The organism is Micromonospora costi (assembly GCF_003626655.1).
Lineage (GTDB): Bacteria > Actinomycetota > Actinomycetes > Mycobacteriales > Micromonosporaceae > Micromonospora > Micromonospora costi.
Genome location: NZ_RBAN01000006.1, coordinates 221,791 through 243,638, shown reverse-complemented (window position 1 = coordinate 243,638; position 21,848 = coordinate 221,791). Strand labels below are relative to the sequence as shown.

Below are 21,848 nucleotides of genomic sequence, written 5' to 3'. Positions count from 1 at the left end.
TGATCCGTTCACTGATGGTATCCACGTCGGGGGTCGAACGGCGTGAATGAAACCTGGTCACGCGCTCACGAGCGTCAGGTGACATCCGGGGCCGCACGGGTAAGCGCAGGGCCGAGCTGGAAAGGGGTCGAGCATGCAGCTGTCCTTCCTGCGCCCGCTCTACGACCGTCCCGGGCCGTGGTGCTCCGTGTACGTGGACGCGTCGGCCGACACGCACGACGCCCACCCGGCGCTCGACCTGCGCTGGCGGGCACTGCAGGGTCAACTCACCGACCAGGGCGCGGACGAGCCGACCGTCGCCGCGCTGGACCGGGTGGTGCGCGGCCACGACCCGATCGCCGGGGACTACGGGCTGGCCGTCTTCGCCACCCGGGGCCGGGTGGTGCTCACCGAGTACCTGTCCGCTCCGCCGCTGCGTGACCTCGCCTCGTACGCGCCGCTGCCGCACGTCATGCCGCTGCTCGCCCAGCGCGGTGAACAGGTGGCCTGGGTGCGGGTGCTGGCCGACCGGACGGGCGCGGACGCCATGGCGGTCAGCGCCGGGGGTGTGCCGCGCCGGGCGCACGTGGTGGGCCGGGAGGACTTCCAGCTGCGCCGCGTGCGGCCGGGCGGCTGGTCGCAGTCGCGCTACCAGCGCGCGGCCATGGAGGCGTGGCACCACAATGCGGGCGACGTCACGGCCGCGACCGTGGACCTGGCCGAACGGGTCGGCGCGGACGTCGTGGTGGTGGCCGGCGACGTGCGGGCCACCGGGGTGATCGCCGCGCAGATGCCACCGCGCTGGCAGGACGTCGTGGTGCGCACGGACGCCGGGTCCCGGGCCGGCGGCGCCGACCAGACCCTGCTGGACGACCTGACCGTGCAGACCATCGCCGAGGTGGCCGACCAGCGCATCGCCGCCGCCCTGGACCGGTTCGGCATGCAGGAGGACGTCGGCGCCGGCCTCGACGCGGTGGTCGGCGCGCTCCAGCGCAACCAGGTCGAGACCATGCTCATCGTGGACGACCCGTCGGCCGACGGTCAGCTCTGGATCGGTCCGGAGCCCACCGAGATCGCCGTGGACCCGGGGCAGCTCTCCGCGATGTCGGTGGCCGACCCGCAGCGGGTACGCGCCGACGCGGCGCTGGTGCGCGCGCTGGTGGGCACCGACGCGGAACTGACCGTGCTGGGCCCGGAGGAGGCGCCGGAGCTGACCGACGGCGTCGGCGCGGTGCTGCGCTACGTCGACGCGAGCACGCCGGGGCGCGGCAATGGCTGAGCGGATCGCCGCCGACCTGGTGGTCGACCGGCTGCGGGCCTGGCGGGTGCCGCGGGCGTTCGGCTATCCGGGCGAGGCGATCGCCCCGCTGGTCGCGGCGCTGGACCGCGCGGGCGGTGACCCGGAGTTCGTGCCGGCGCGGCACGAGGAGACCGCCTCGTTCATGGCGACCGGGCACGCGAAGTTCACCGGTGGGATCGGCGTCTGCCTCGCCACCCAGGGGCCGAGCGCGGTGCAGCTGCTCAACGGCCTGTACGACGCCAAACTGGACAGCAAGCCGGTGGTGGCGATCGTCGGCGAGGACGTCTCCGGCCCGCTGGGCGGCGCGCACCAGGAGATCGGGTTGAGCCGCCTCTTCGCCGACGTGTGCAACCAGTTCGTCCACTACGCGCGCGGCCCCGGCCAGGTGCCGACCCTGCTCGACCAGGCGTTCCGCACGGCCGCGGCGACCCGCAGCCCGGTGTGCGTGGTGCTGCCCCGGCAGGTGCAGGAGGCCACCGTGCCCGACCTCCAGGCGTACGCCGCGGGCGTGATCACCGCGACGCCGGGCGAGCCGTTGGCACGGGTGCTGCCGCACGACGTCGACCTGGCCGCCGCCGCGCAGGTGCTCGCCAGCGGCCAGCGCACCGCGATCCTCGTGGGCCAGGGGGCCCGGGGCGCCGAGGACGAGGTGCTCGAACTGGCCGACCGGCTCGGCGCGGGGGTGGCCAGTTCGCTGCTGGGCAAGACGGTGCTCGACGAGCGGCTGCCCTTCCACGCCGGTGTGCTCGGCGAGGCGGGCACCCGGGCGGCCGCGGAACTCATGGGCGGGTGCGACACCCTGGTGATGGTCGGCACGAACGACCCGTGGACCGGCTACCTGCCGATGCCGGGGCAGGTCCGGACCGTGCAGATCGACATCGACGGCCGCCGCATCGGCAGCCGGTACCCGGTGGACGTCCCGCTGGTCGGCGACGCCGCCGAGACGCTGCGCGCGCTGCTGGACCGGCTGCCGGACCGTCCCAGCCCGCGGTGGCGGGCCACCGTCGAGAACTCGGTGGACCGCTGGCGGCAGGAGCTGACCGAGCGCGCGGCCGCGCCCGCGGAGCCGGTTAACCCGCAGCAGGTGCTCCAGGAGTTGTCCCCCCGGGTGCCGCGGTCGGCCGCGCTCGCCGTGGACGTCGGGTCGGTCATCTACTGGTACGCGCGGCACCTGGAGCTGCCGGTCGGCGTGAACGCCCAGCTGTGCGGCACGCTCGGTTCGATGGGCTGCGCCCTGCCGTACGCGGTGGCCGCCAAGCTCGCGGCGCCCGACCAGCCGGTGATCGCGCTGATGGGCGACGGCGCGATGCAGCTGAACGGCCTGGCCGAGCTGATCACTGTGGCGCACCACTGGCCGCGCTGGCGGGATCCGCGGCTGGTCGTGCTGGTGCTCAACAACCGTGACCAGTCGGGGATGGGCGGCGGGCGGCAGCCCGTAACCGACCCGGGGCGCCGCCGGCCGGACGTGCCGTACGCCGGCTGGGCGCGCCTGCTGGGGCTGCACGGCGTCCGGGTGGACCGGCCCGAGCTGGTCGGCGCGGCCTGGGACGAGGCGCTGGCCGCGGACCGCCCGTGTGTCGTGGAGGCCGTGGTCGACGCCCGCGTGCCGCTCGCCCCACCCGAACCGGCCTTCGCCGACCTGCGCGGCGTGTTCGCCGACGGCGACGCCGCGCGCCGGGTCCGGGAGCAGGTGGACCGGCAGCTCTCCGTCGCCGCGGAGGACCTGGTCTAGCGACCGGGAGTCGACCGTAGGACCGCCGGTGCGGCGGCATCCCGACCACGGGGTGCCGCCGCACCGGTGAAACGGCGTCGGCGGGGTCGGCGCCCGGCCTTTCGGGCCGGTGCGGGACGCCCGGGGCGAGGCGGCGCGGACGACACCTACCGCCCGGTATTGGCGAAGCGCCCCCGATCAGCGGATTGGTCCCGACGGGTGGGGGACGGCCCGTTTGAACCGCATCCGGACGGGAAGCCGGGCCGCGTGGTGAGCGAACGAGGCAAGGTGGGGCCGGTGCACAAGGTGCACGAGGGGCTGGTGGCTGCGGACGCCGGCATGGCCGGCGACCGTGTCGTGGCGGCCGGCAGCAGCGCCCGGATCCTGGTCGCCGCCACGGCCCGCGCGCTGCGCGGCACGGACTGCGCCGACCTGGGACACCCGGGACCGGTGTCCCGCTTTCCCGGCGCCCCGGACCCGGTGCGCCGCGCGGCGGTCACCCGCGCCGCCGGCCGGGTGGCGCTGACGCCCGCACAGACCGCCGACGTCGACGCCGGCCGGGTGGCGGGCTGGTTCGTCGACCAGTACCCGCGGCGCCGCTACCCGGGCGCGGTGCTCGGCTCGCCGCACGGCGCCGCGGCGCACCTCGCGGTCGCCCTCGGCGTGCCCTGGCTGCCCGCCGGCTTCGAGATGACCGTCCACTGGGCGCAGGGCGCCGTGGACCGGCCGGGCGCCGCCCTGGACCACGGGGCCGCACTCGCGGGGCGGCTGCTCGCGGGCAACGACGACCTGCACGTACGCCAGGTGCACTGCCCGGCGAGCCGCGGCGCGCTGGCCGGGGCGACGGTCGCCCTGGCGGCCCGGTGGCGGACCCTGCCGGCCGCGTACCGGCGGTTCCTCACCGACCGGCTGGCCCCCGGCGCCCCGGTGCTGCTGCTGCGCGACGCGCGTACGTGGCCGGTGCTCGACCCGGGTAACGGGCACAGCTTCCAGGTCGGCTGCCCGGGCAGCGGGCTGGATCCGGTGGACTTCCACCCGGACAGCCACGCGCTGCGCCAGGTGCTCCGGTCGGCGGGCGGTGACGCGGCACGCTGGGAACCGCCGCAGGTCTCGTCCTCGTCCGGGTACGCCGAGCACGGCGTGGAGTCCGGTTTCGAACTCAGCGCCCGGGACTGGGCCGGGCGTGGCGGCCACCCGCTGCACCGGGTGCTCTTCCCGCGGCCCGAGGCGCTCAGCGCGGCGATCGCCGACCTGTACCGCCGCTGGCTGCGCGCGGCGGGCAAGACCGGCGACCGGCTCGTGGTGGAGTGCGGTCGGCTGCTCGACCCGTGGCAGGTGGTGCGGGCGGGGATGGTGCCGTACTGGTGCGAGAACGCCACCCGGCGCAGCGTCGAGGGCGTCGAGTGGTGGCTCGCCGGCAGCGAGCCGTTCACCTCCGTGGACGTGCTGCCCGAGCCGCCCGGGGTCCGCTCGCCGGCGCTCGCGGGGCTGCCGCAGTGGCTCGCGGTGGCTGGCTTCGGGCGCCGGCGCCGGGCCCTGGACCGGACCTCGGCGCGGGGCTACCCGGTCGCCTCGGTGCCCACGCGCCGGGCCACCGAGGTGCTTCGGGCCCAGCCGTACGACCTGCCGCAGCCGCCTCCGCTGGCCGTGGCCGAGGCGCTGGCCGTGCTCCGCGACAGCGGCACCGACCAGGGGCTGCTCGTCTCTTGAGGTGAGCCCAGCGAAACATCCTCGCGAACCTGGGATCCCGTGATTGAGTACCTACGGAGCGGGAACATCGCTGGCTGCGATGGACTGATCACGTAGCGCAGCGTGTCTCGTCGCCCGCTGGCGTCCCAGTCACGTAACCCACTTTCCGGCCCGGTGCGTGGCCCGACCACGCGCACGACCGGTTTCCCAATCCGGGCGGGGGACCTTCCTGAGGGAGGCGCGGATGTTCGGACAGACCACCACAAGCACACCACCACCCACCGAGCGGGGCCTGGAGGACCTCGACGCGGCCGCGCTCGCGTACGCGGCGCGGATTGAGGGCCTGCCGCCCGAGCGGCGGCAGGAGGCCCGCGACGACCTGGTCCGGTTCGCCCTGCCGTTCGCCGGCCGGCTCGCCCGCCGGTACCGGGGGCGGGGGGAGCCGCTGGAGGATCTGGAGCAGGTGGCGCGCCTGGGGCTGGTGAACGCCGTCGACCGGTACGACCCGGAACGGGGCTCGTTCACGGCGTACGCGGCGATCACCATCGTCGGTGAGATCAAGCGGCACTTCCGGGACCGGACCTGGGGCGTGCACGTGCCCCGGCGGCTGCGCGACCTGATCCTCGAGGTGGGACAGGCCACTGCGGCGCTGACCAGCGAGCTGTCCCGGGCGCCGTCGGTGGCCGAACTGGCCGAACGGCTGGAGACGCCGGAGGAGGAGATCCTCGCCGCGCTGGAGTCGGCCGCCGGCTACAGCCCGGCGTCGCTGAACGCGCCGGTCGGCGGGGAGAGCTCGGCCGAGTTCGGCGACCTGGTGGGTGAGTCGGACAACGCGCTGGAGTCCGTCGACGACCGGGTCACCGTGAGCGGGCTACTGCACCGCCTGCCGTGGCGCGAGCGCCGGATCCTCGCGATGCGCTTCTACGGCAACCAGACCCAGGCCGAGATCGCGGCCCGCTTCGGCATCTCGCAGATGCACGTCTCCCGGCTGTTGTCGCGGGCGTTGACCTGGCTGCGCCAGGCGATGCTCGCCGACGCCCCGCCGCCCTGGCAGAACGGCGCCGCGGAGTCCGAGGCGGCGAAGCCGCGGATCTCGGTCCGGCAGAACGGCGACCGGGTGGTGGTCGAGGTCGGCGGCGACGTGGACCGTGACGGCGCGGACCAGCTGCGCCGGGCGATGCTGGAGGCGGTCACCGGCCAGCCGAGCGAGGTGGTGGTCGACCTCGTCGGTGCGGGCGGGGTCGACGCCGGGGGGATCGCGGCGCTGGTGGCCGGACGGGACGCGGCGGCCCGTACCGGCGTGCCGCTGCGGCTGACCCGCGTGCAGCCCGCGGTACGCCGCTCGCTGACCGCCGCCGGCCTGGCGCCCACACGCGACTGATCCGTACGCGACGGACGGGCCGGCACCGAGGGTGCCGGCCCGTCCTCACGTGCCGTCCTCCCGTTCCGGCGGCGGCCCGTCCGGCCCGTGGGGACGCTCCGGTGGGTCGCCGTGGCTGTGCGGGTGCCGCCACTCCTCCTTCTCCTGCGGCGCCCGCTGGGCGCCGAGGCGTGTCTCCTCGGGCTCGTCGGTCTCCTCGAAGCTCGGACGGCGGACGTGCTCGGGGCGGGGCACGTTCACGGGGCGGGCGCCGGACTGCGGCGCCGGCGTGTACTCGACGACCTCGCGCGGCCCGTGCGCGCCCTCGGCGGCCGGCGACTCGGGCGCCTGTACGACGTGTCGCAGCTCCTCGCGCATCTCCTGGGGCGGCCGCGTCGTCCGTTGGGGCAGGTCGCGGCCGAGGTCGGCGACGAGCGTGCCGTACTTGGCGTCGAAGGCGGGGCGTTCGGAGCGGATGCGGGGCATCCGGTCGAAGTTGCGCAGCGGCGGCGGGCAGGTGGTGGCCCACTCCAGGGAGTTGCCGAATCCCCAGGGGTCGTCGACGGTGACCATGGTCCCGTACCGCCACGACTTCCACGTGTTGTAGATGAAGAACAGGGTGGAGAAGCCGAGCACGAACGCGGAGATGGAGGAGATGGTGTTGAGGGTCGTGAATCCGTCGCTGGGCAGGTAGTCGGCGTACCGCCGGGGCATGCCCTCACTGCCGAGCCAGTGGTGCACGAGGAACGTGCCGTGGAACCCGAGGAACATCGTCCAGAAGTGCGCCTTGCCGAGCCGCTCGTCGAGCATTCGTCCGGTGAACTTGGGCCACCAGAAGTAGTAGCCGCCGAAGAGCGCGAACACCACGGTGCCGAAGACGACGTAGTGGAAGTGGGCGACCACGAAGTACGTGTCGTGGGTCTGGTAGTCGGCCGGCGGGCTGGCCAGCAGCACACCGGTGAGCCCGCCGAGCAGGAAGGTGACCAGGAAGCCGATGGCGAACAGCATCGGCGTCTCGAAGGTGATCTGGCCCTTCCACATGGTGCCGATCCAGTTGAAGAACTTCACGCCGGTGGGCACCGCGATGAGGTAGCTCAGGATGCTGAAGAACGGCAGGAGCACCTGCCCGGTGGCGAACATGTGGTGCGCCCACACGGTCATCGAGAGGATGGTGATGGCGATGGTGGCGAGCACCAGACCGGTGTAGCCGAAGATCGGCTTGCGGGAGAACACCGGGATGATCTCGGTGATGATGCCGAAGAACGGCAGCGCGATGATGTAGACCTCGGGATGGCCGAAGAACCAGAACAGGTGCTGCCAGAGGAGCGGCCCGCCGGTGGCGGCGTCGTACACGTGCGCGTTGAGCAGGCGGTCGGCCGCCAGTGCCAGGAGCGCCGCGGCGAGCAGGGGGAAGACGAGGATCACCAGGACGCTGGTGAAGAGCATGTTCCAGGTGAAGATCGGCATCCGGAACATGGTCATGCCGGGGGCGCGCAGGGTCAGGATCGTGGTGATCAGGTTGACCGCGCCGAGGATCGTGCCGAGACCCGAGATCACCAGGCCGATGACCCACATGTTCGCGCCCACGCCCGGGGAGTGCTCGACGTCGCTCAGCGGCGTGTACGCCGTCCACCCGAAGTCGGCCGACCCGCCGGGGGCGGCGAACCCGCCGATCACCATGAGCCCGCCGAACAGGTACAGCCAGTAGGCCAGCGCGTTCAGGCGTGGGAACGACACGTCCGGCGCGCCGATCTGGATCGGCACGATGAAGTTCGCGAACCCGAACGCCGCCGGCGTGGCGAACAGCAGCAGCATCACCGCGCCGTGCGAGGTGAACAACTGGTTGTACTGCTCCGAGGACAGGAACTGCAGGCCGGGGCGGGCCAGCTCGGCCCGCATCAGCATCGCCTCCAACCCCGCCACCAGGAAGAACCCGAACGAGGTGAGCAGGTAGAGGATGCCGATCTGCTTGTGGTCCGTCGTGGCCAGGAACCGGATCAGCGAGTTGCCAGGGATCGGCTGGCGCAGGGGCCCGGGGTAACCGCCGAAGCGGGCGGGCGAGAGGACCGCGGGCCCGCGGTCCCGGCCCGGCTCCGCGGCGGCGCGTCTCGGCATGTTCCCTCACCCCCGCAGGAACGGACGGGCGTGGCTGCCCGTGCCCGTCTCCCATGAAACCAGGCTGAAGGGGTGAATCAGGCCGATTCGTTAGTTCGTGGGCAGCATCGCCCACACCGCCTTGCCCTCGCCGGCCGGGACGCTGCCCCAGCGCTGCGCCAGCTCCCGGACCAGCAGGAGCCCCCGGCCGCCTTCGGCGCACAGCTCGGGCGTGCGGGCGCGAGCCTCGGCCCGGCTGCCGTCCACGACGGCCACGTGCAGGTACGGCCGGCGCAGCGTCAGCGTGACCTGCATGGGTGTCCCGGCGTGCCGGACCACGTTGCCGACCAGCTCGCTGAGCACGACCGAGGCGGGGCCGGCCACCTCCGGCAGGTTCCACCGGGTGCACGCGTCGCCGACCAGGTCGCGGGCCCGCCGGCAGGCCTCGGCCACCGGCTCCAGCCGGGCCCGCAGGCGCGGCGCGGCCGCGTCGCCCGCTGCCCGCGTCGCCTCGGCGCAGTCCCGGCGTACCGGAACCACCCGGCACGCCGTCGACTCGGCGAGCCAGCGGGCGGCCGTGGGCGGCGGCGCGCAGAGCACCACGGGCACGGCGGGCCACTCCTCGGCGCGGCGGGCCGTGGCGGCGAAGACCGACAACGCCAGGCGGTCGTGGACGCTGACCCCGCCGAGGTCCACGACCAGGGCGTCCGGCTGCGCCGCGAGACAGGATTCCAACGTCCGGTGGACCGACCGCATCGTGCACAGGTCCAGCGTTCCGGCGAGGCGGACGACGGTGACCGGGGAACCGTCGTGCACCTCGCAGGTGATCCGGCTCGCCATCACGGCCCTCTCGCGTCTCGTCGATGGGACTCCAGAACTACCCGCGGTGCGGCCGCACCAAACCGTCCGGGTCGGGAAAGAAGGGCGTCACGCCGGCGCGCGGCGGGCGGTCAGCACACCGAGGGCGATCATCCCCACGCCGAGGCCCAGGTGCAGCCAGTTGTCGGCCGCGTTGAGCGGCAGGAAGTTCGCTCCGCTGTCGGGGTCGACGGCGAGCCCGTACAGCCAGAGCACCAGGTAGACCGCGCCGCCGCCGACCAGGTAGGCGCGGGCCAGGGTGACCGTCCGCGACATCGCGAGCCCGGCGATCCCGAACAGCAGGTGGACGAGATTGTGCAGTCCCGAGACCTGGAACGCGTCGAACAACAGGGCGCCGGAGTGGTGCCCGGCGAAGCGCAGGTCGGAGAACGGGTGCGTGACGCCGGGTACGAACCCGAACGCCCCGATGAGCAGGAACAGCACCGCCACCACGGCGGCGACGCGGCGCACCGGGGCCTTGCCGTCGGCCGGGTTGGGCCGGGCGCGGGAGTGTGCCATCGGTCCGGCCACCACCGTCTCCCTCCCTCGCGGCCCCTGCCGGCCGTGCGCGGCTACCCGGGCACGGCCCGCGCAAACCGGCCCCCGGCACGGCCGGGCCGTGCCGGGTCAGGCGGGCTGCAACCGGGCCGGGGCCGGTCGCCGGACCCGCTCGTAGAGGGCGAGGTACTTCTCCGCCATCACGGTGGGGGTGAACCGGAGGGCCGCCTCGCGGCGGCACTCGTCCGGGTCGAGCAGGCTCGCCGCCATCACGAGGTCGCCCAGTTCCTCCTCGTCGGTGGTGAGCAGCCCGGTACGGCCGTGCTCGATCAGCTCGGGCAGGCAGCCCCGGGCGGTGGCGACCACGGGGGTGCCGAGCGCCAGCGACTCCACCACGGCGGTGCCGCCCGGCTCCTCCCAACGCAGCGGGAACAGCGTCGCGCGCGCGCCCGCGACGAGATCGTCGCGCTCCTGCCCGGCCACGGTGCCGACCCAGCGCACCAGGTCGCCGTCCACGTGCGGCGCCACCTCGTCGAGGAAGAACCGCGCGTCGGGGTTCTGGCGGGCGTCGTCACCGGCGGCCGCGAGGGCCTCCGGTCGGTGGTACGGCCCGACCGGGCCGGCCAGCACCAGCGGAAACCCGACCTGCCGGGCGAGCCGGGCGCCGAGGTCCTGCCCCTTGCCCGGGTTGATCCGCCCCAGGACGACGACGTAGTCGCCCTTCTCCGGCCTCGACCGGCGGTCCGCCCCGACGGCCAGGGGAGTGGCGAGGTGCACGTGCCCCACCGAGTGGTCACGCAGCGCCTGCGGTGCGCGGGCCAGCTGCGAGGCGGAGACCCCGTTGACCCGGACGCGGTCGCCCCCGTCGAGGGTGCCGTAGAGCGCCGGATGCTTCGCCAGGTCCCAGTGCAACGTGTGCAGGGCCGGCGGGGCGTCCGGGCCCATGGCCGCGAGGGTGGCCAGACCGACCGCCTCGACGTGGTCGTGCACCAGGTCGACGTCGTCGCGGGCGTGCAACCGGCGGACCACCCCCGCCAGATGCGCCTGCGCGATCCCGCAGACCTGGTTGTACGGCCGTTGCAGGGCGGCGAACTGGCCCTCGGGGAAGACCGACACCAGCTCGTCGACCGCGAGGGTGCTCGTGCCCACCGAGGCGAGCACCACCCGTACCCCGAGGCGGCGCAGCTCCGGCACCAGCGTCGCCACGACGTTCTCGATGCCGCCGTACCCGGGCGGCGGCACCGACAGCCACGGCCCCGAGTTCATGAGGACGGTGAGGCTCATGACGCGCTCCCGTCGCCGACGCGCCGGGTGCTCACGCCGCCGCCATCCGCCGGCGCGGCACGCGGTGCCGCAGCTCCGCGAGGGGCGGACGCTCCTCGATCGAGACGTCGCTCACCACGATCTCCCGTTCGAGGTTGGGCAGGCCCTCCGAACCACCCCGGCGGAACTGGGTCATGAGCGGGGTCGGGTCGGCGCCCGGGGCCGCCCACCCGCGCCGCTGCAACCGCGACCAGACGGTCAGCAGGATCTGCGCGGACATCCGGCCCAGCGCCGCGGTGTCCTGGTGCCGGTGCTTGCGCTCACCGAGGTCGACCTGGGCCAGCGCGTCCAGCCCCACCAGTTCCAGCAGGTCGATGAGCATCGCCGTCTCGACCCCGTAGCCGGAGACGAAGGGCACCTGGGCGAGCACGTCCCGGCGGCCGGCGTACTCGCCGGCGAGGGGCTGCACGAACCCGGCCAGCTCCGGCCAGAACAGGTTGAGCAGCGGGCGGGCCATCAGCTCCGTCACCCGGCCGCCGCCGTCGGGCTCCACGCTCGCCGTGCCGACCAGCGGCCGGTGGTAGAAGCCCTTGACGAACTCGATCGACGGGTCGGTCAGCAGGGGGCCGACGAGCCCGGTCACGAAGTGCGGGCGGAACTCGCGCAGGTCGGCGTCGACGAACGCCACCACGTCCCCCTCCGCCGCGGCGAGCCCGGCCCAGAGGGCGTCCCCCTTGCCGGTGAGCCGGGGCAGCCCGCGGGTCATCGCGTCCTGGCTGACCACCTCCGCGCCCGCGGCCCGCGCCACCTGCGCGGTCCGGTCGGTGGACCGGGAGTCCACCACGATCAGTTCGTCGACCAGGGCGACCCGGTCCATCAGGTGCTCGCGGATCGTCGACACGATGGCGCCGACGGTCGCCTCCTCGTTCCGCGCCGGCAGCACCACGCTGACCCGGCTCTCCCCCTTGGCCCGGAGCAGGCGCCGGGCGTCCCAGTCACCGGCGGAGGTGGTGCGGTACGTGGCCCACGCCTCCACCACGGGTGAAACGGACGAATCGTTGTCCCGCACGGGCACACCCCCAGATAGTGGCGGAAGACCCTGTCGGTTTTCCCACTGCCGACCTCACGCTAACCGGCACGTACCCAACAGCTTGATCACGACGAGAACATCGCCGCGTTCCCGCGCGGTGAACGTTTGATTGCGGACACGCGGGGGGAGTGCTTGCCTCGAAACGTGAACCCGCGCGGAGAGGGTTGGTCGGATGCGCACATGCCGGGTGGGGCTGGTCGGCGCCGGAGGGGTGGCCCAGCGCCACGCACGGGTGCTGGCCGGCTTCGAGGACACCGAACTGCTCGGGGTGGCCGATGTGGTGCCCGAGGCCGCCGCGGCGCTGGCCGGCGCCCACGGCGCCCGGACGTTCACCGACGTCGAGGCCCTGCTCGCCGCCGGACCCGACGCCGTCTACGTCTGCGTGCCGCCGTTCGCGCACGGGGCCGTGGAGGAGGCCGTGGTCGCCGCCGGGGTCCCGATGTTCGTGGAGAAACCGGTCGCCGTCGACCTGGTCACGGCCGAGCGGATCGCCGACCTGGTGGCCCGGCGCGGGCTGCTCACCGCCGTCGGCCACCACTGGCGGTACCTGCCGGCCGTCCAGGACGCGCGCGAGCTGCTCGCCGGCCATCGGATCCGGATGGTGAGCGGTTCCTGGTGGGACAAGGTGCCGCCGGTCGACTGGTGGTGCCGGCGGGACCGGTCCGGCGGGCCGGTCGTCGAGCAGGCCGCCCACGTGCTCGACCTGGTCCGGCTGCTGGCCGGCGAGGCCACCGAGGTCACCGCGTACGGGGACGGCACACCACCCGCGGTCGACGGGGCGGACATCGACTCGGTGACCGCCGCTACGCTGCGCTTCGCCGGTGGCGCGGTCGGCACGCTCAGCGCGGCGTGCGTCCTGGGCTGGAAGCACCGGGCCGGGTTGGAGATCCTGGCCGACGGGCTGGCGCTCACGCTGTCCGAGGACGGCCTCGTGGTGTGCGACGGCGACGGGGAACGGCGGCTGCCGGCCGACCCGGAGGGCGCCCGCGTCGCGGTGGACCGCGCCTTCGTCGACGCGGTCCGCGGCCTCGGCGACGACGTGCGCGTGCCGTACGCCGAGGCGCTGGCCACGCACCGGCTCGCCCTGGCGGTGGCCGACTCGGCGCGGACCGGACGGACCGTACGCCTGCCGGCGCCGGCGCTGCCTGAGGCCACGGGGGTGACCGTCGATGCGTGACCGGGTGGTGGTGGTCGAGGCGCCGGGCCGGGTCACGCTGGTCGAGCAGGACGCCGCCCCGTTGCGCGCGGGCGCCTTCCGCGTGGCGACGCTGTTCAGCGGGGTCTCCGCCGGCACCGAGCTGAGCTACGTGAAGGGCACCAATCCGTGGCTCAACGCCACCTGGGACGCCGACCTCGGGCTGTTCCGCGCCGGCGAGCCGAGCACCCCGTACCCGGTCACCCGGCTGGGGTACATGCAGGTGGGCCGGGTGGTGGAGAGCGCCACCCCGGCGGTCGCCGAGGGCACGGTCGGCGCCCTGACCTGCGGCCATCGCACCGGCTGGGTGGCCGACCCGGTCGCCGAGCGGTTCGTCCCGCTCCCCGAGGACGTGGACCCGCTGCTCGGCGTCTACGTCGCGCACATGGGCCCGATCTGCGCCAACGGGCTGTTGCACGCCGCCGCCGACGTGTATGGCGTCGGTGTCCGGTCACTCGGCGACGGGGTGCGCGGGCGGCGCGTCGCCGTGGTGGGCGGCGGGGTGGTGGCGCTGCTCACCGCCCTGTTCGCCCGCCGTCACGGCGCGGCCTCCGTGGTGGTGCTCGACCCCACACCCCAGCGCCGCCAGGTCGCCGAGGCGCTCGGCCTGGAGGCCCTCGACCCGGACGCGGACGACCCGGCCGTGGTGCTCAAGACCCGCTGGGCGCACGCGCCCGGGGACCGGGGCGCGGACGTGGTGTTCCAGTGCCGCGGGCAGGCCTGGGCCCTGCACCTGGCGCTGCGCCTGCTCCGGCCGCAGGGCACGGTCGTCGACCTCGCGTTCTACCAGGCCGGGGCGGACGAGGTCCATCTCGGGGAGGAATTCCACCACAACGGCCTCTCCGTCCGGTGCGCCCAGATCGGCCGGGTCCCGCGTGGGCTCGCGCCCACCTGGGACCGGGAACGGCTCTCGGCCGAGACGATCGACCTCCTGCGGGCGTACGGCGACGTGGTGCGCAAGCACCTGATCTCCGCCGTGGTGCCGTTCGACGAGGCCCCCACGCTGCTGACCGACCTCGCCGAGCGGCGTCGCCACGAGGTGCAGGCCGTCCTCGCCGTCTGACCCAGTCGATCATGGCGGACGGGCGGTCGCGGCGGGTGGATCACGCCCCGGGCCCGCCCGCCGCGACATGCCGCGCGGTCGGGACGCGGAAGGCGGCCGAGTTCGCGTACCGTTGCCGCTCATGGGTGTGTCGCAACGGTTCAAGAGCAGGTTCCGGCGGTTCCTCCAGCGGCCGGGGACGACGGTTGACCTGGCTCCGCTGGAGAAGCTGCTGCCGGCGATCGAGGCGCGCGAGGAGGACCTCGCGGCGCTCGACGACGCCGAGCTCACCGAGGCCGCCGGGCAGGCCGCGGGCTACGAGGAGATCTGCGCGATCGGCCGCGAGGCCGCCCGGCGCGGGCTGGACCAGCGGCCGTACGACGTCCAGCTGCTCGGCGCCATGGCGCTGCTCTCCGGCAAGGTCGCCGAGATGGCCACCGGCGAGGGCAAGACGCTCACCGCGGCCGTCGCCGCGTACGGGCACGTCCGGATGGGCAACGGGCCGGTGCACGTGCTCACCGTCAACGACTACCTGGCCCGCCGCGACGCCCAGTGGATGCAGCCGGTCTACACGCTGCTCGGCCTGACCGTGGGCTGGGTCAACGAGGCGTCCACCCCCCAGGAGCGGCGCGACGCGTACGCCTGCGACGTCACCTACGTCTCGGTCAGCGAGGCGGGGTTCGACTACCTGCGCGACCAGCTCGTCACCGACATCGACGACCGGGTCCAGCCGCCGCTGCGCACCGCCATCGTCGACGAGGCCGACTCGATCCTCATCGACGAGGCCCGGGTGCCGATGGTGCTGGCCGGCGCGGTCCCGGGCGAGCAGGATCCGGTGCACGCCGCCGCCGCGCTGGTGCGGGGGCTGCGCAAGGGCCGGCACTACACGGTCGCCGAGGACGGCCGCAGCGTGGCGTTCACCTCCGCCGGCCTGGCGGCCGTGGAGGCCAAGCTGGGCATCGACCTGTACGACGAGGAGCACGTCGAGCAGCTCTCCGCGGTCAACGTGGCGCTGCACGCGCACGCGCTGCTGCACCGCGACGTGGACTACATCGTCCGGGACGGCTCGGTCGAGCTGATCGACGAGATGCGGGGCCGCGTGGCCCAGCGCCGCCGCTGGCCGGACGGGCTCCAGGCGGCCGTCGAGGCCAAGGAGGGCCTGGACGCCACGAGCGAGGGCGAGGTGCTGGGCACGATCGCCGTGCAGGCGTTCATCGGCCTCTACCCGAAGGTCTGCGGGATGACCGCGACCGCGGTCCTGGTCGGCGACCAGCTGCGCGAGTTCTTCGGCCTCGAGGTGGCGGTGATCCCGCCGAACACCCCCTGCGTCCGCGAGGACGAGCCGGACCGGATCTACGCCACCCGGGCCGAGAAGGAGGAGGCGCTGATCGACGAGATCAAGCGCTGCCACGAGGCGGGCCGGCCGGTGCTCGTCGGCACCCTAGACGTCAAGGAGTCCGAGGGGCTCGCCGCCGGCCTGCACGCGGCCGGCGTGCCGTGCGTCGTCCTCAACGCCAAGAACGACGACGAGGAGGCGGCGATCATCGCGGAGGCCGGGGCGTTCGGCGCGGTGACCGTTTCCACCCAGATGGCCGGCCGGGGCGTCGACATCCGCCTCGGCGGCAGCGACCAGGCCGACCAGGAGCGGGTCGCCGAACTGGGCGGCCTCTACGTGATCGGCAGTGGCCGGCACGACAGCCGGCGGGTCGACGACCAGTTGCGCGGCCGGGCCGGGCGGCAGGGCGACCCGGGCGGGTCGGTGTTCTTCGTGAGCCTGGAGGACGACCTGGTCGTCCGGCACGCCGCCGACGCGGTACCGGCGTCGCCGCGGATGAACGCCGACGGCCTGGTCACCGACGAGCAGGTCGACTACGCGGTGGAGCACGCCCAGCGGGTCGCCGAGGGCGTCAACCACGAGATCCACCGCAACACCTGGCGCTACAGCGTGGTGATCGAGCAGCAGCGCAAGGCACTCGCCGAGCGGCGGGAGCGCCTGCTCACCACCGACGTGGCCGCGCTCATGCTGCTCGACAAGGTGCCGGACAAGGCCGGCGAGATGGACGAGGATCTGCTCGCCCGGGTCGCCCGCGCGATCGCGCTTTACCACCTCGACCGGCTCTGGGCCGAGCACCTGGCCGAGCTGTCCGAGGTCCGCGAGGGTGTGCACCTGCGGGCGCTGGGCCGGCTCGACCCGCTGGACGAGTTCCACCGGGCCGCGGTGCCGGCGTTCAACGCGCTGGTCCCGGAGATCGAGGCGCGCACCATCGCCACGTTCACCGAGACCGATTTCGATGAGGAGTGGGAGCCCGACGAGTCCACGCTCGTCCGGCCGAGCGCCACGTGGACCTACCTGGTGCACGACAACCCGTTCGGCTCCGAGCTCGACCGCCTGATCGCCTCGGTCGGGCGTCGGCTCACCGGGGCGTCCCGCTGACCTCACGGGTCCCGGCCGGCGCCGGCTCCGCCGGCCGGGTCCCTGTTTGGCCCGTTTCGACCCCTGGTCCGGGGGGTAGTAGGGCGCGTCCGAAGACTCGGGAGAGCAGAGAATGACACAGGGGATGGCACGGGCCGGGTGTGCCGTAACGGGTCGCGGGGCGGGGGCTGTGCGCCCGTGAACCTCGACACCGACGAACCGGTGGTGGCGACCGTCGGCGTGCTGGAAACCGCCGCGCTGCTACGGGAGCTGACCGCCGGTCTGATCACCGTGACCGATTTCGATGAGGCGTTGGCCGCGCTCGTCCGGATCACCCGCGACGCGGTGGCCGGCGTGAGCTGGTGCGGCTTCACGGTGCTACGCGCCGGGCAGCCGGCCGGCGGGGCGGCGTCCGATCCCCGGCTGGCCGGCCTCGACGACCTGCGGCACGGCCCCGACTCCCCGGCCATGGACGCGATCCGGCGGCGGGAGATGGTGCTGTCGGAGGACCTCGGGCGGGAACGGCGCTGGCCCGACTGGACCCCCCGCGCCGTCGACCTGGGCGTCCACGGTGTGATCTCCGCGCCGCTCGACGTCGACGACCACGTGATCGGGGCCATCAACCTGTACGCGGACGCCCGCGACGCGCTCACCACCCAGCACCAGCTCACCGCCATGCTGCTCGCCGAGCACGCCGGCCTGCTGCTGGCGGCCGTGCGAAATCGCGCCCGGCAGCTGGAGGTGGCCGGCGAGCGGGACGCCTCGCTGCTGCACGACGGGGTGGTGGGGCAGGCCATCGGCGTGATCATGACCCAGCGCGGCTGCCCCGCCGCGGAGGCGCTGGAGGTGCTGCGCAGCGCCGCGTCCTCGCTCGACATCCCGCTGCGGGAGGTGGCCGAGCGGCTGGTGAGGACCGTCTCGCGCGACCGCGACAACTGACGGCCGCCACCGCCCGTCCCGTCCTGCGTCGTTTCGCCCCGGGTGCGCCCGGGTAGCACCCTGTACTCGTGGGCTGATCCGAACAGGGGAGGGAACGATGCAGAGCCGGCTGCGGGTCCAGGGGCAACCCATCCAACCGATGCTCGTGACGTTCCCGTACGGGCTGTTCGTCTGCGCGGTCGTCTTCGACCTGACCGACGTGCTCGGCGGTCCCGCCTTCCTCGGCGAGGTCGGCTATTGGACCGCGGTGGCCGCCCTCGTCGCCGCCGCGCTGGCCGCGGTGGCGGGGATGGTGGACCTGTGGGACGTGCCGGGCGGGCGCACCCGGCGCACCGCGATCACGTTCAACCTGCTGAACCTGGCGATGGCCGGGCTGTTCCTGCTCGGGTGCCTGATCCGCGCGGAGGCACCGCAACGCGGCGCCTCGGTGGTGCTGCTCGTGACCGAGGTCGTCGCCCTCGCCGTGGGCGGGGTGGGTGTACGGCTCGGCGCGCGCCTCGTGCGCCGGTTCGACGAGGGTCGCCGCGTCGAGGCGACGACGTTCGACGCCCTGCCAGGCGTCGCCGGCTCGACCGTCGAGATCGTGCGGCCCCGGCCGTGACCGGTCCCCTCCGGCCTCCGCCGTCGCCACCGGCCAACGCCACCACCACCGGCTCCCGATGATCAAGAGGTTTGCGTCACGAAGGGGCGCGTCCGTGACGCAAACCTCTTGATCACCGAGCGGAAGGCCGGCGAACCGCGCGCACAATCCGGCGAGCCGCGGGCACCACACGGGCCGGGCGGGGGTCAGCGGTGGGCTTCGCGGTGGTGCGCGGCGAGGACGTCGTCACCGAAGTCGCTGGCTGGCCGGCGCAGGACGGTGTGCACGTGGTTGCCGTCGTCGGCGGTGTTGTCGTACTCGATGAGCAGGTCGTCGCCCTGCACCCGGTAGTAGTGCCGCTGGCCGCGGCGGGTCGGGCCGGCCCAGGCGAAGTGCGACCCACCGTCGATCCGGGCCGCCTCGCGGATCGCCAGCTCGGGCGGCAGCCGGTCCAGGTAGAGCGCCACGAGCTGGTCCAGCAGCGCCCGGCCGGTCGGACCGAGCCGGTCCGCCGGCACGCCGAGCGGCTCGAGCGGCCCGTCCACCCGCGGCCGGGTGGCGCTGACGATGTCACCCGGCGCCTCGTCGGCGATGATCGCGGCCGAGCGCGCCGCCGGGCCCATCGCGTCCAGCAGCGCGTGGGCCAGGTCCTCCTCGACGCCGAGCGGCCGGGAGACCGGACGGCCGGCGTGCCGCACGGTGGCCGGATTGGCGCCGAAGAAGACCGGGGCGGGGGAGACCTGGTCGTCGACCACCGTCATGCTGACCGACAGATGGTGTCCCTCCAGCCGCCAGGCCCAGCGGTCGTCACGCTCCGGGTCGCCGAAGACGGCCACCCAGTAGTCGCCACTGTGCCGGCCCCGGCGCCAGCCCTCCGCCCGGTCCAGCACCTCCTCCAGCGCGACGATCGCCATGGCCTGCGCGTACGCCGCTGGGCTCAGCGCCGTGGCCAGCAGCCGGTGCGCGGCCTTACGCCCGGCCCGGTCCAGGTCGTCGAGGCACACGCCGGGTCGCGGCAGGGGTCGGTACTCCAGCCACCGGCGCGCCGCGGTGTCGTCGAAGCGGTACGCGGCGCGGGCCCGGGCCGGTTCGTCCAACGCTGCCAGCAACGCGCCGGCGGCCCGGCGCATCTGCTCGGGTAGGGGATCCTCCACCGCCCCTGTATACCGGGACGGCCGTCGGCCCGTGCGGGATCACCCGGCCCCGAGCGCGTCGAGCATCTCCCGCAGTTCGAAGAAGCGGGCGGTCTCCACGGCGGAGGGACTGCCGTGCTCCGGGTCGGCGCCGGCGGCGAGCAGGGCGCGTACGGCCTCGGTGTCGCGGCGGAAGACCGCGGCGGCCAGCGCGGTCTGCCCCCGGTCGTTGGCGCGCCTGTGGTCCGCGCCCCGCGCGAGCAGCGCGGTCACCGTCTCCGGGCGGGCGTGGTACGCCGCCAGGATCAGCAGCGTGTCGCCCTTGTCGTTGGTCAGGTTGACCGGCAGGCCGGCGTCCACGTATCCGGCCAGTTCCTCCGTGGCGCCGGCGCGGGCCAGGTCGAACATCCGGTGCGCGAACGCCAGCGTCTCGGCGTCGAGTTCCTCGCTCACCCGGTCCAGCGTAGGCGGTGCGACGCGCTTGGTACGGTCTGCGGCGCGTGGGGGAGGGCGATGGACGGGTCTGTGTACGTGGGCAATGCCGGGGTCGACGGGGCGACCAACGCCGGTTGGCTGCTCGGGCACTTCATGCCGGAGGGCGAGGTGCGACACAGCACCGACGTCGAGGTCAAGTGGGGCGTGCATCCGGCGGGGGAGACGCGGTCGCGCTGGGCGACGGGCGAGCGGCGCACCGCCCTGCTGGTGCTGGTCGACGGCCGCTTCCGCGTGGAACTGCGCGATCGCACGGTGGTGCTCGGCGAGCCGGGCGACTACGTGGTGTGGGGCCCCGGCGTGGACCACTCGTGGTACGCCGAGCGGGAGTCGGTGGTGCTCACCGTCCGCTGGCCGTCGGTGCCCGGCTACCGGGTGGCTCCGCCGGTCATCCGCTGACCGCCCGTCCGGATCGGGACGACCTGTCCCAGCTTCTGGAATACCTACTAAACCAATAGGATTTACAGACTAGAGTGGTGTCGTCGCCGACCCCGTGAGGACGCCATGAACCACCGCTCCGACCTGCTCGCCGTCGCCGCGCGCTGGGCCGCCGACCCGGCCGCCTGGCCCGTCCCGCTGCGCTTCGATCCCGTGACGCGCTGGTACGCCCGGCTCGCCGGCGACACCGACCACGAGGTCTGGGCGCTGAGCTGGCTGCCCGGGCAGGGCACCGACCTGCACGACCACGGCGGCTCTTCGGGCGCGTTCCTGGTCGTGGCTGGAACGCTCACCGAGGAGACGGTCGCCGGCGGGCGGCTGCGCCCGCACCGGCTGCCCGCCGGCACCGGTCGTCGCTTCGGCGCCCGGCACGTGCACCTCGTCCACAACCAGGACGGCGAGCCGGCGGTCAGCGTGCACGTCTACCGGCCGGCGCTGCGCCGGATGACCCGCTACCGCCTCGCCGACGGCCGGCTGCGGGTCGCGGACGTCGCCGAGGCCGGCGTCGCCTGGTGACCGGGGCGCCGCACCCGCCGCCGGCGAAACACCCGCGCGCCCCGACCAACCCGTTGTCGACATCGGAAGGAACCCACCATGCGTCAGACCCGCGCCACCCGCTGTCCGGCCCCCACGCCGCCGCCGGGCTCCCGCGGCATCGACGAGATCCTCGCCGCCGCCCGGGCCCGGCTCGACCGGCTCGACCCGGAGCGGGCGCACGTGGCGTACCGGACCGGCGCGCTGTTGGTCGACATCCGGCCGGCCGCCCAGCGGGCCGCGCACGGCACCGTCCCGGGAGCGCTCGCCGTCGAGCGCAACGTCCTGGAGTGGCGCTTCGACCCGCGCTGCCCGGCCCGCCTGCCCCAGGCCGTCGGCTACGACCTGCCGGTGGTGATCCTCTGCCAGGAGGGCTACACCTCCTCGCTCGCCGCCGCCGCCCTCCAGGACCTCGGACTGTGGCGGGCCACCGACGTGGTCGGCGGCTTCGCCGCCTGGCGGATCGCCGGTCTGCCCGCGCTCGGCCCGACCCCGCTGCCCCCGTCCCCGTTCCCGCCCCCGGTCACCGCCGCCCGGGCGCTCCACTGACCGCCGCGCTCCACCGGGCGCGGCGGGCGTACGCCACACCAGGAGGCACCATGTCCGTCGTCGCCATCCCTCCCCGCCCCCGCCCGCCGGTCCGCGGTGACCGCCCCGGGCCGGCACGTGCCGTGGCGACCCTCACCCTCACCGTGGACCTCCAGCCAGGGCCGATCACGCCCCGGCTGGCCCGGCTGCTCGACCTGCTCGGAGAACTCGCCGAGTCCGGCGAGGGGCGGCTGCGCGCCGTCGAACCGGCGCCGGTCGCGCCGCGCCCGGTCCCGGACCCGCCCGCGCCCCACGAGATCCGCATCCTCGCTGGCACCCGCGTGGTGCGCCACGGCGACCGGGCCCTGCCGCTCACCCGGATCGAGTACGACCTGCTGCTCTACCTGGCCGAGCGCCCCCGGCGGGTGTTCACCCGGCTGCAGCTGCTGGCCAACGTCTGGGGGTACGAGCACGCGGTGGCCCGCACCGTCGACGTGCACGTGCGCCGGCTGCGCGCCAAGTTCGGCAGCGGCACCCCGCTCGTGACCACGGTGTACGGCGTCGGCTACCGGCTCGCCGACGACGCCCGCATCAGCATCGAGCGCGAGCGCTGACGGGACGCCGGTCCCGGCCGGCGCGCCGCCGCCACCCGAACCGGGGGACGGCGCGCCGGCCGCCCGTTGTCCCTCCGGCGTGACGCGCCGGTCCACAG

At 74.5% G+C, this 21,848-nt stretch carries 20 protein-coding genes; 13 read left to right on the top strand and 7 right to left on the bottom strand.

Translation table 11 applies throughout. The features are described from left to right. Positions 1–133 precede the first annotated feature (133 nt). The 4 genes from D7193_RS28500 to D7193_RS28485 all read left to right on the top strand — a co-directional run bounded on the left by D7193_RS28500 (position 134) and on the right by D7193_RS28485 (position 6,060). Positions 134–1,258 (top strand): baeRF2 domain-containing protein, encoded by a 1,125-nt coding sequence (locus D7193_RS28500; protein WP_120782713.1) that lies wholly within the window; start codon positions 134–136, stop codon positions 1,256–1,258. Further along, positions 1,251–3,011: a thiamine pyrophosphate-binding protein gene (locus D7193_RS28495; RefSeq protein ID WP_120782712.1), complete on the top strand. Its 1,761-nt coding sequence runs from the start codon at positions 1,251–1,253 to the stop codon at positions 3,009–3,011. Before D7193_RS28500 ends, D7193_RS28495 begins: the two co-directional genes overlap by 8 nt. A 318-nt stretch (positions 3,012–3,329) precedes the next feature. Further along, positions 3,330–4,700: a hypothetical protein gene (locus tag D7193_RS28490; protein WP_120782791.1), complete on the top strand. Its 1,371-nt coding sequence runs from the start codon at positions 3,330–3,332 to the stop codon at positions 4,698–4,700. Between the two features lie 223 nt (positions 4,701–4,923). After that, the gene (locus D7193_RS28485; protein ID WP_120782711.1) at positions 4,924–6,060 is read left to right on the top strand and encodes a SigB/SigF/SigG family RNA polymerase sigma factor; all 1,137 of its coding nucleotides are present in this window, start codon (positions 4,924–4,926) and stop codon (positions 6,058–6,060) included. Positions 6,061–6,105: 45 nt separating this feature from the next. Here D7193_RS28485 and ctaD read toward each other — a convergent pair whose 3' ends face one another. From ctaD to D7193_RS28460, 5 genes are all read right to left on the bottom strand, one after another. Then, positions 6,106–8,154, bottom strand: a complete 2,049-nt coding sequence (gene ctaD, locus D7193_RS28480) for an aa3-type cytochrome oxidase subunit I (RefSeq protein WP_120782710.1) — start codon at positions 8,152–8,154, stop codon at positions 6,106–6,108. Between the two features lie 90 nt (positions 8,155–8,244). Beyond that, a complete protein-coding gene (locus D7193_RS28475; protein ID WP_120782709.1) occupies positions 8,245–8,973 on the bottom strand; it encodes an ATP-binding protein in 729 nt (242 codons plus the stop codon). A gap of 87 nt (positions 8,974–9,060) precedes the next feature. Beyond that, complete coding sequence (locus tag D7193_RS28470) at positions 9,061–9,522, bottom strand: DUF4383 domain-containing protein (RefSeq protein ID WP_377456349.1); 462 nt, start codon at positions 9,520–9,522, stop codon at positions 9,061–9,063. A gap of 96 nt (positions 9,523–9,618) precedes the next feature. Beyond that, a complete protein-coding gene (locus D7193_RS28465; protein ID WP_120782708.1) occupies positions 9,619–10,773 on the bottom strand; it encodes a glycosyltransferase in 1,155 nt (384 codons plus the stop codon). A 31-nt stretch (positions 10,774–10,804) separates the two neighbouring features. After that, positions 10,805–11,788, bottom strand: a complete 984-nt coding sequence (locus D7193_RS28460; RefSeq protein WP_241563587.1) for a glucosyl-3-phosphoglycerate synthase — start codon at positions 11,786–11,788, stop codon at positions 10,805–10,807. A 226-nt stretch (positions 11,789–12,014) separates the two neighbouring features. On the opposite strand from D7193_RS28460, the gene D7193_RS28455 reads away from it, so the two are divergent. The 5 genes from D7193_RS28455 to D7193_RS28435 all read left to right on the top strand — a co-directional run bounded on the left by D7193_RS28455 (position 12,015) and on the right by D7193_RS28435 (position 18,032). After that, positions 12,015–13,019 carry a Gfo/Idh/MocA family protein gene (locus D7193_RS28455; RefSeq protein WP_120782707.1) on the top strand — a complete coding sequence of 335 codons (1,005 nt, stop codon included), beginning with the start codon at positions 12,015–12,017 and terminating at the stop codon, positions 13,017–13,019. Beyond that, positions 13,012–14,100, top strand: coding sequence for a zinc-dependent alcohol dehydrogenase (locus tag D7193_RS28450; RefSeq protein WP_120782706.1), 1,089 nt, complete (start codon positions 13,012–13,014; stop codon positions 14,098–14,100). Before D7193_RS28455 ends, D7193_RS28450 begins: the two co-directional genes overlap by 8 nt. Positions 14,101–14,221: 121 nt before the next feature. After that, positions 14,222–16,513 (top strand): accessory Sec system translocase SecA2, encoded by a 2,292-nt coding sequence (gene secA2 / locus D7193_RS28445; protein ID WP_120782705.1) that lies wholly within the window; start codon positions 14,222–14,224, stop codon positions 16,511–16,513. A 177-nt stretch (positions 16,514–16,690) separates the two neighbouring features. After that, positions 16,691–17,431 (top strand): GAF and ANTAR domain-containing protein, encoded by a 741-nt coding sequence (locus D7193_RS28440; RefSeq protein WP_120782704.1) that lies wholly within the window; start codon positions 16,691–16,693, stop codon positions 17,429–17,431. A gap of 97 nt (positions 17,432–17,528) precedes the next feature. Continuing rightward, on the top strand, positions 17,529–18,032 hold the full coding sequence (locus tag D7193_RS28435) for a DUF2231 domain-containing protein (protein WP_120782703.1): 504 nt from the start codon (positions 17,529–17,531) through the stop codon (positions 18,030–18,032). Positions 18,033–18,217: 185 nt separating this feature from the next. Here the strand turns inward: D7193_RS28435 and D7193_RS28430 are convergent, their stop codons facing one another. After that, complete coding sequence (locus D7193_RS28430) at positions 18,218–19,165, bottom strand: DUF3500 domain-containing protein (protein WP_174242756.1); 948 nt, start codon at positions 19,163–19,165, stop codon at positions 18,218–18,220. 39 nt (positions 19,166–19,204) lie between these two features. Beyond that, a complete protein-coding gene (locus D7193_RS28425; RefSeq protein ID WP_120782701.1) occupies positions 19,205–19,597 on the bottom strand; it encodes an ankyrin repeat domain-containing protein in 393 nt (130 codons plus the stop codon). A gap of 60 nt (positions 19,598–19,657) precedes the next feature. Between D7193_RS28425 and D7193_RS28420 the strand changes: the two genes are divergently transcribed. The 4 genes from D7193_RS28420 to D7193_RS28405 all read left to right on the top strand — a co-directional run bounded on the left by D7193_RS28420 (position 19,658) and on the right by D7193_RS28405 (position 21,750). Continuing rightward, positions 19,658–20,035 (top strand): cupin domain-containing protein, encoded by a 378-nt coding sequence (locus D7193_RS28420; RefSeq protein ID WP_120782700.1) that lies wholly within the window; start codon positions 19,658–19,660, stop codon positions 20,033–20,035. Positions 20,036–20,140: 105 nt separating this feature from the next. Beyond that, positions 20,141–20,590 (top strand): cysteine dioxygenase, encoded by a 450-nt coding sequence (locus tag D7193_RS28415; protein WP_120782699.1) that lies wholly within the window; start codon positions 20,141–20,143, stop codon positions 20,588–20,590. Between the two features lie 78 nt (positions 20,591–20,668). Further along, positions 20,669–21,157 (top strand): rhodanese-like domain-containing protein, encoded by a 489-nt coding sequence (locus tag D7193_RS28410; RefSeq protein WP_120782698.1) that lies wholly within the window; start codon positions 20,669–20,671, stop codon positions 21,155–21,157. 50 nt (positions 21,158–21,207) lie between these two features. Beyond that, a complete protein-coding gene (locus tag D7193_RS28405) occupies positions 21,208–21,750 on the top strand; it encodes a winged helix-turn-helix domain-containing protein (protein ID WP_120782697.1) in 543 nt (180 codons plus the stop codon). Positions 21,751–21,848 lie beyond the last annotated feature (98 nt).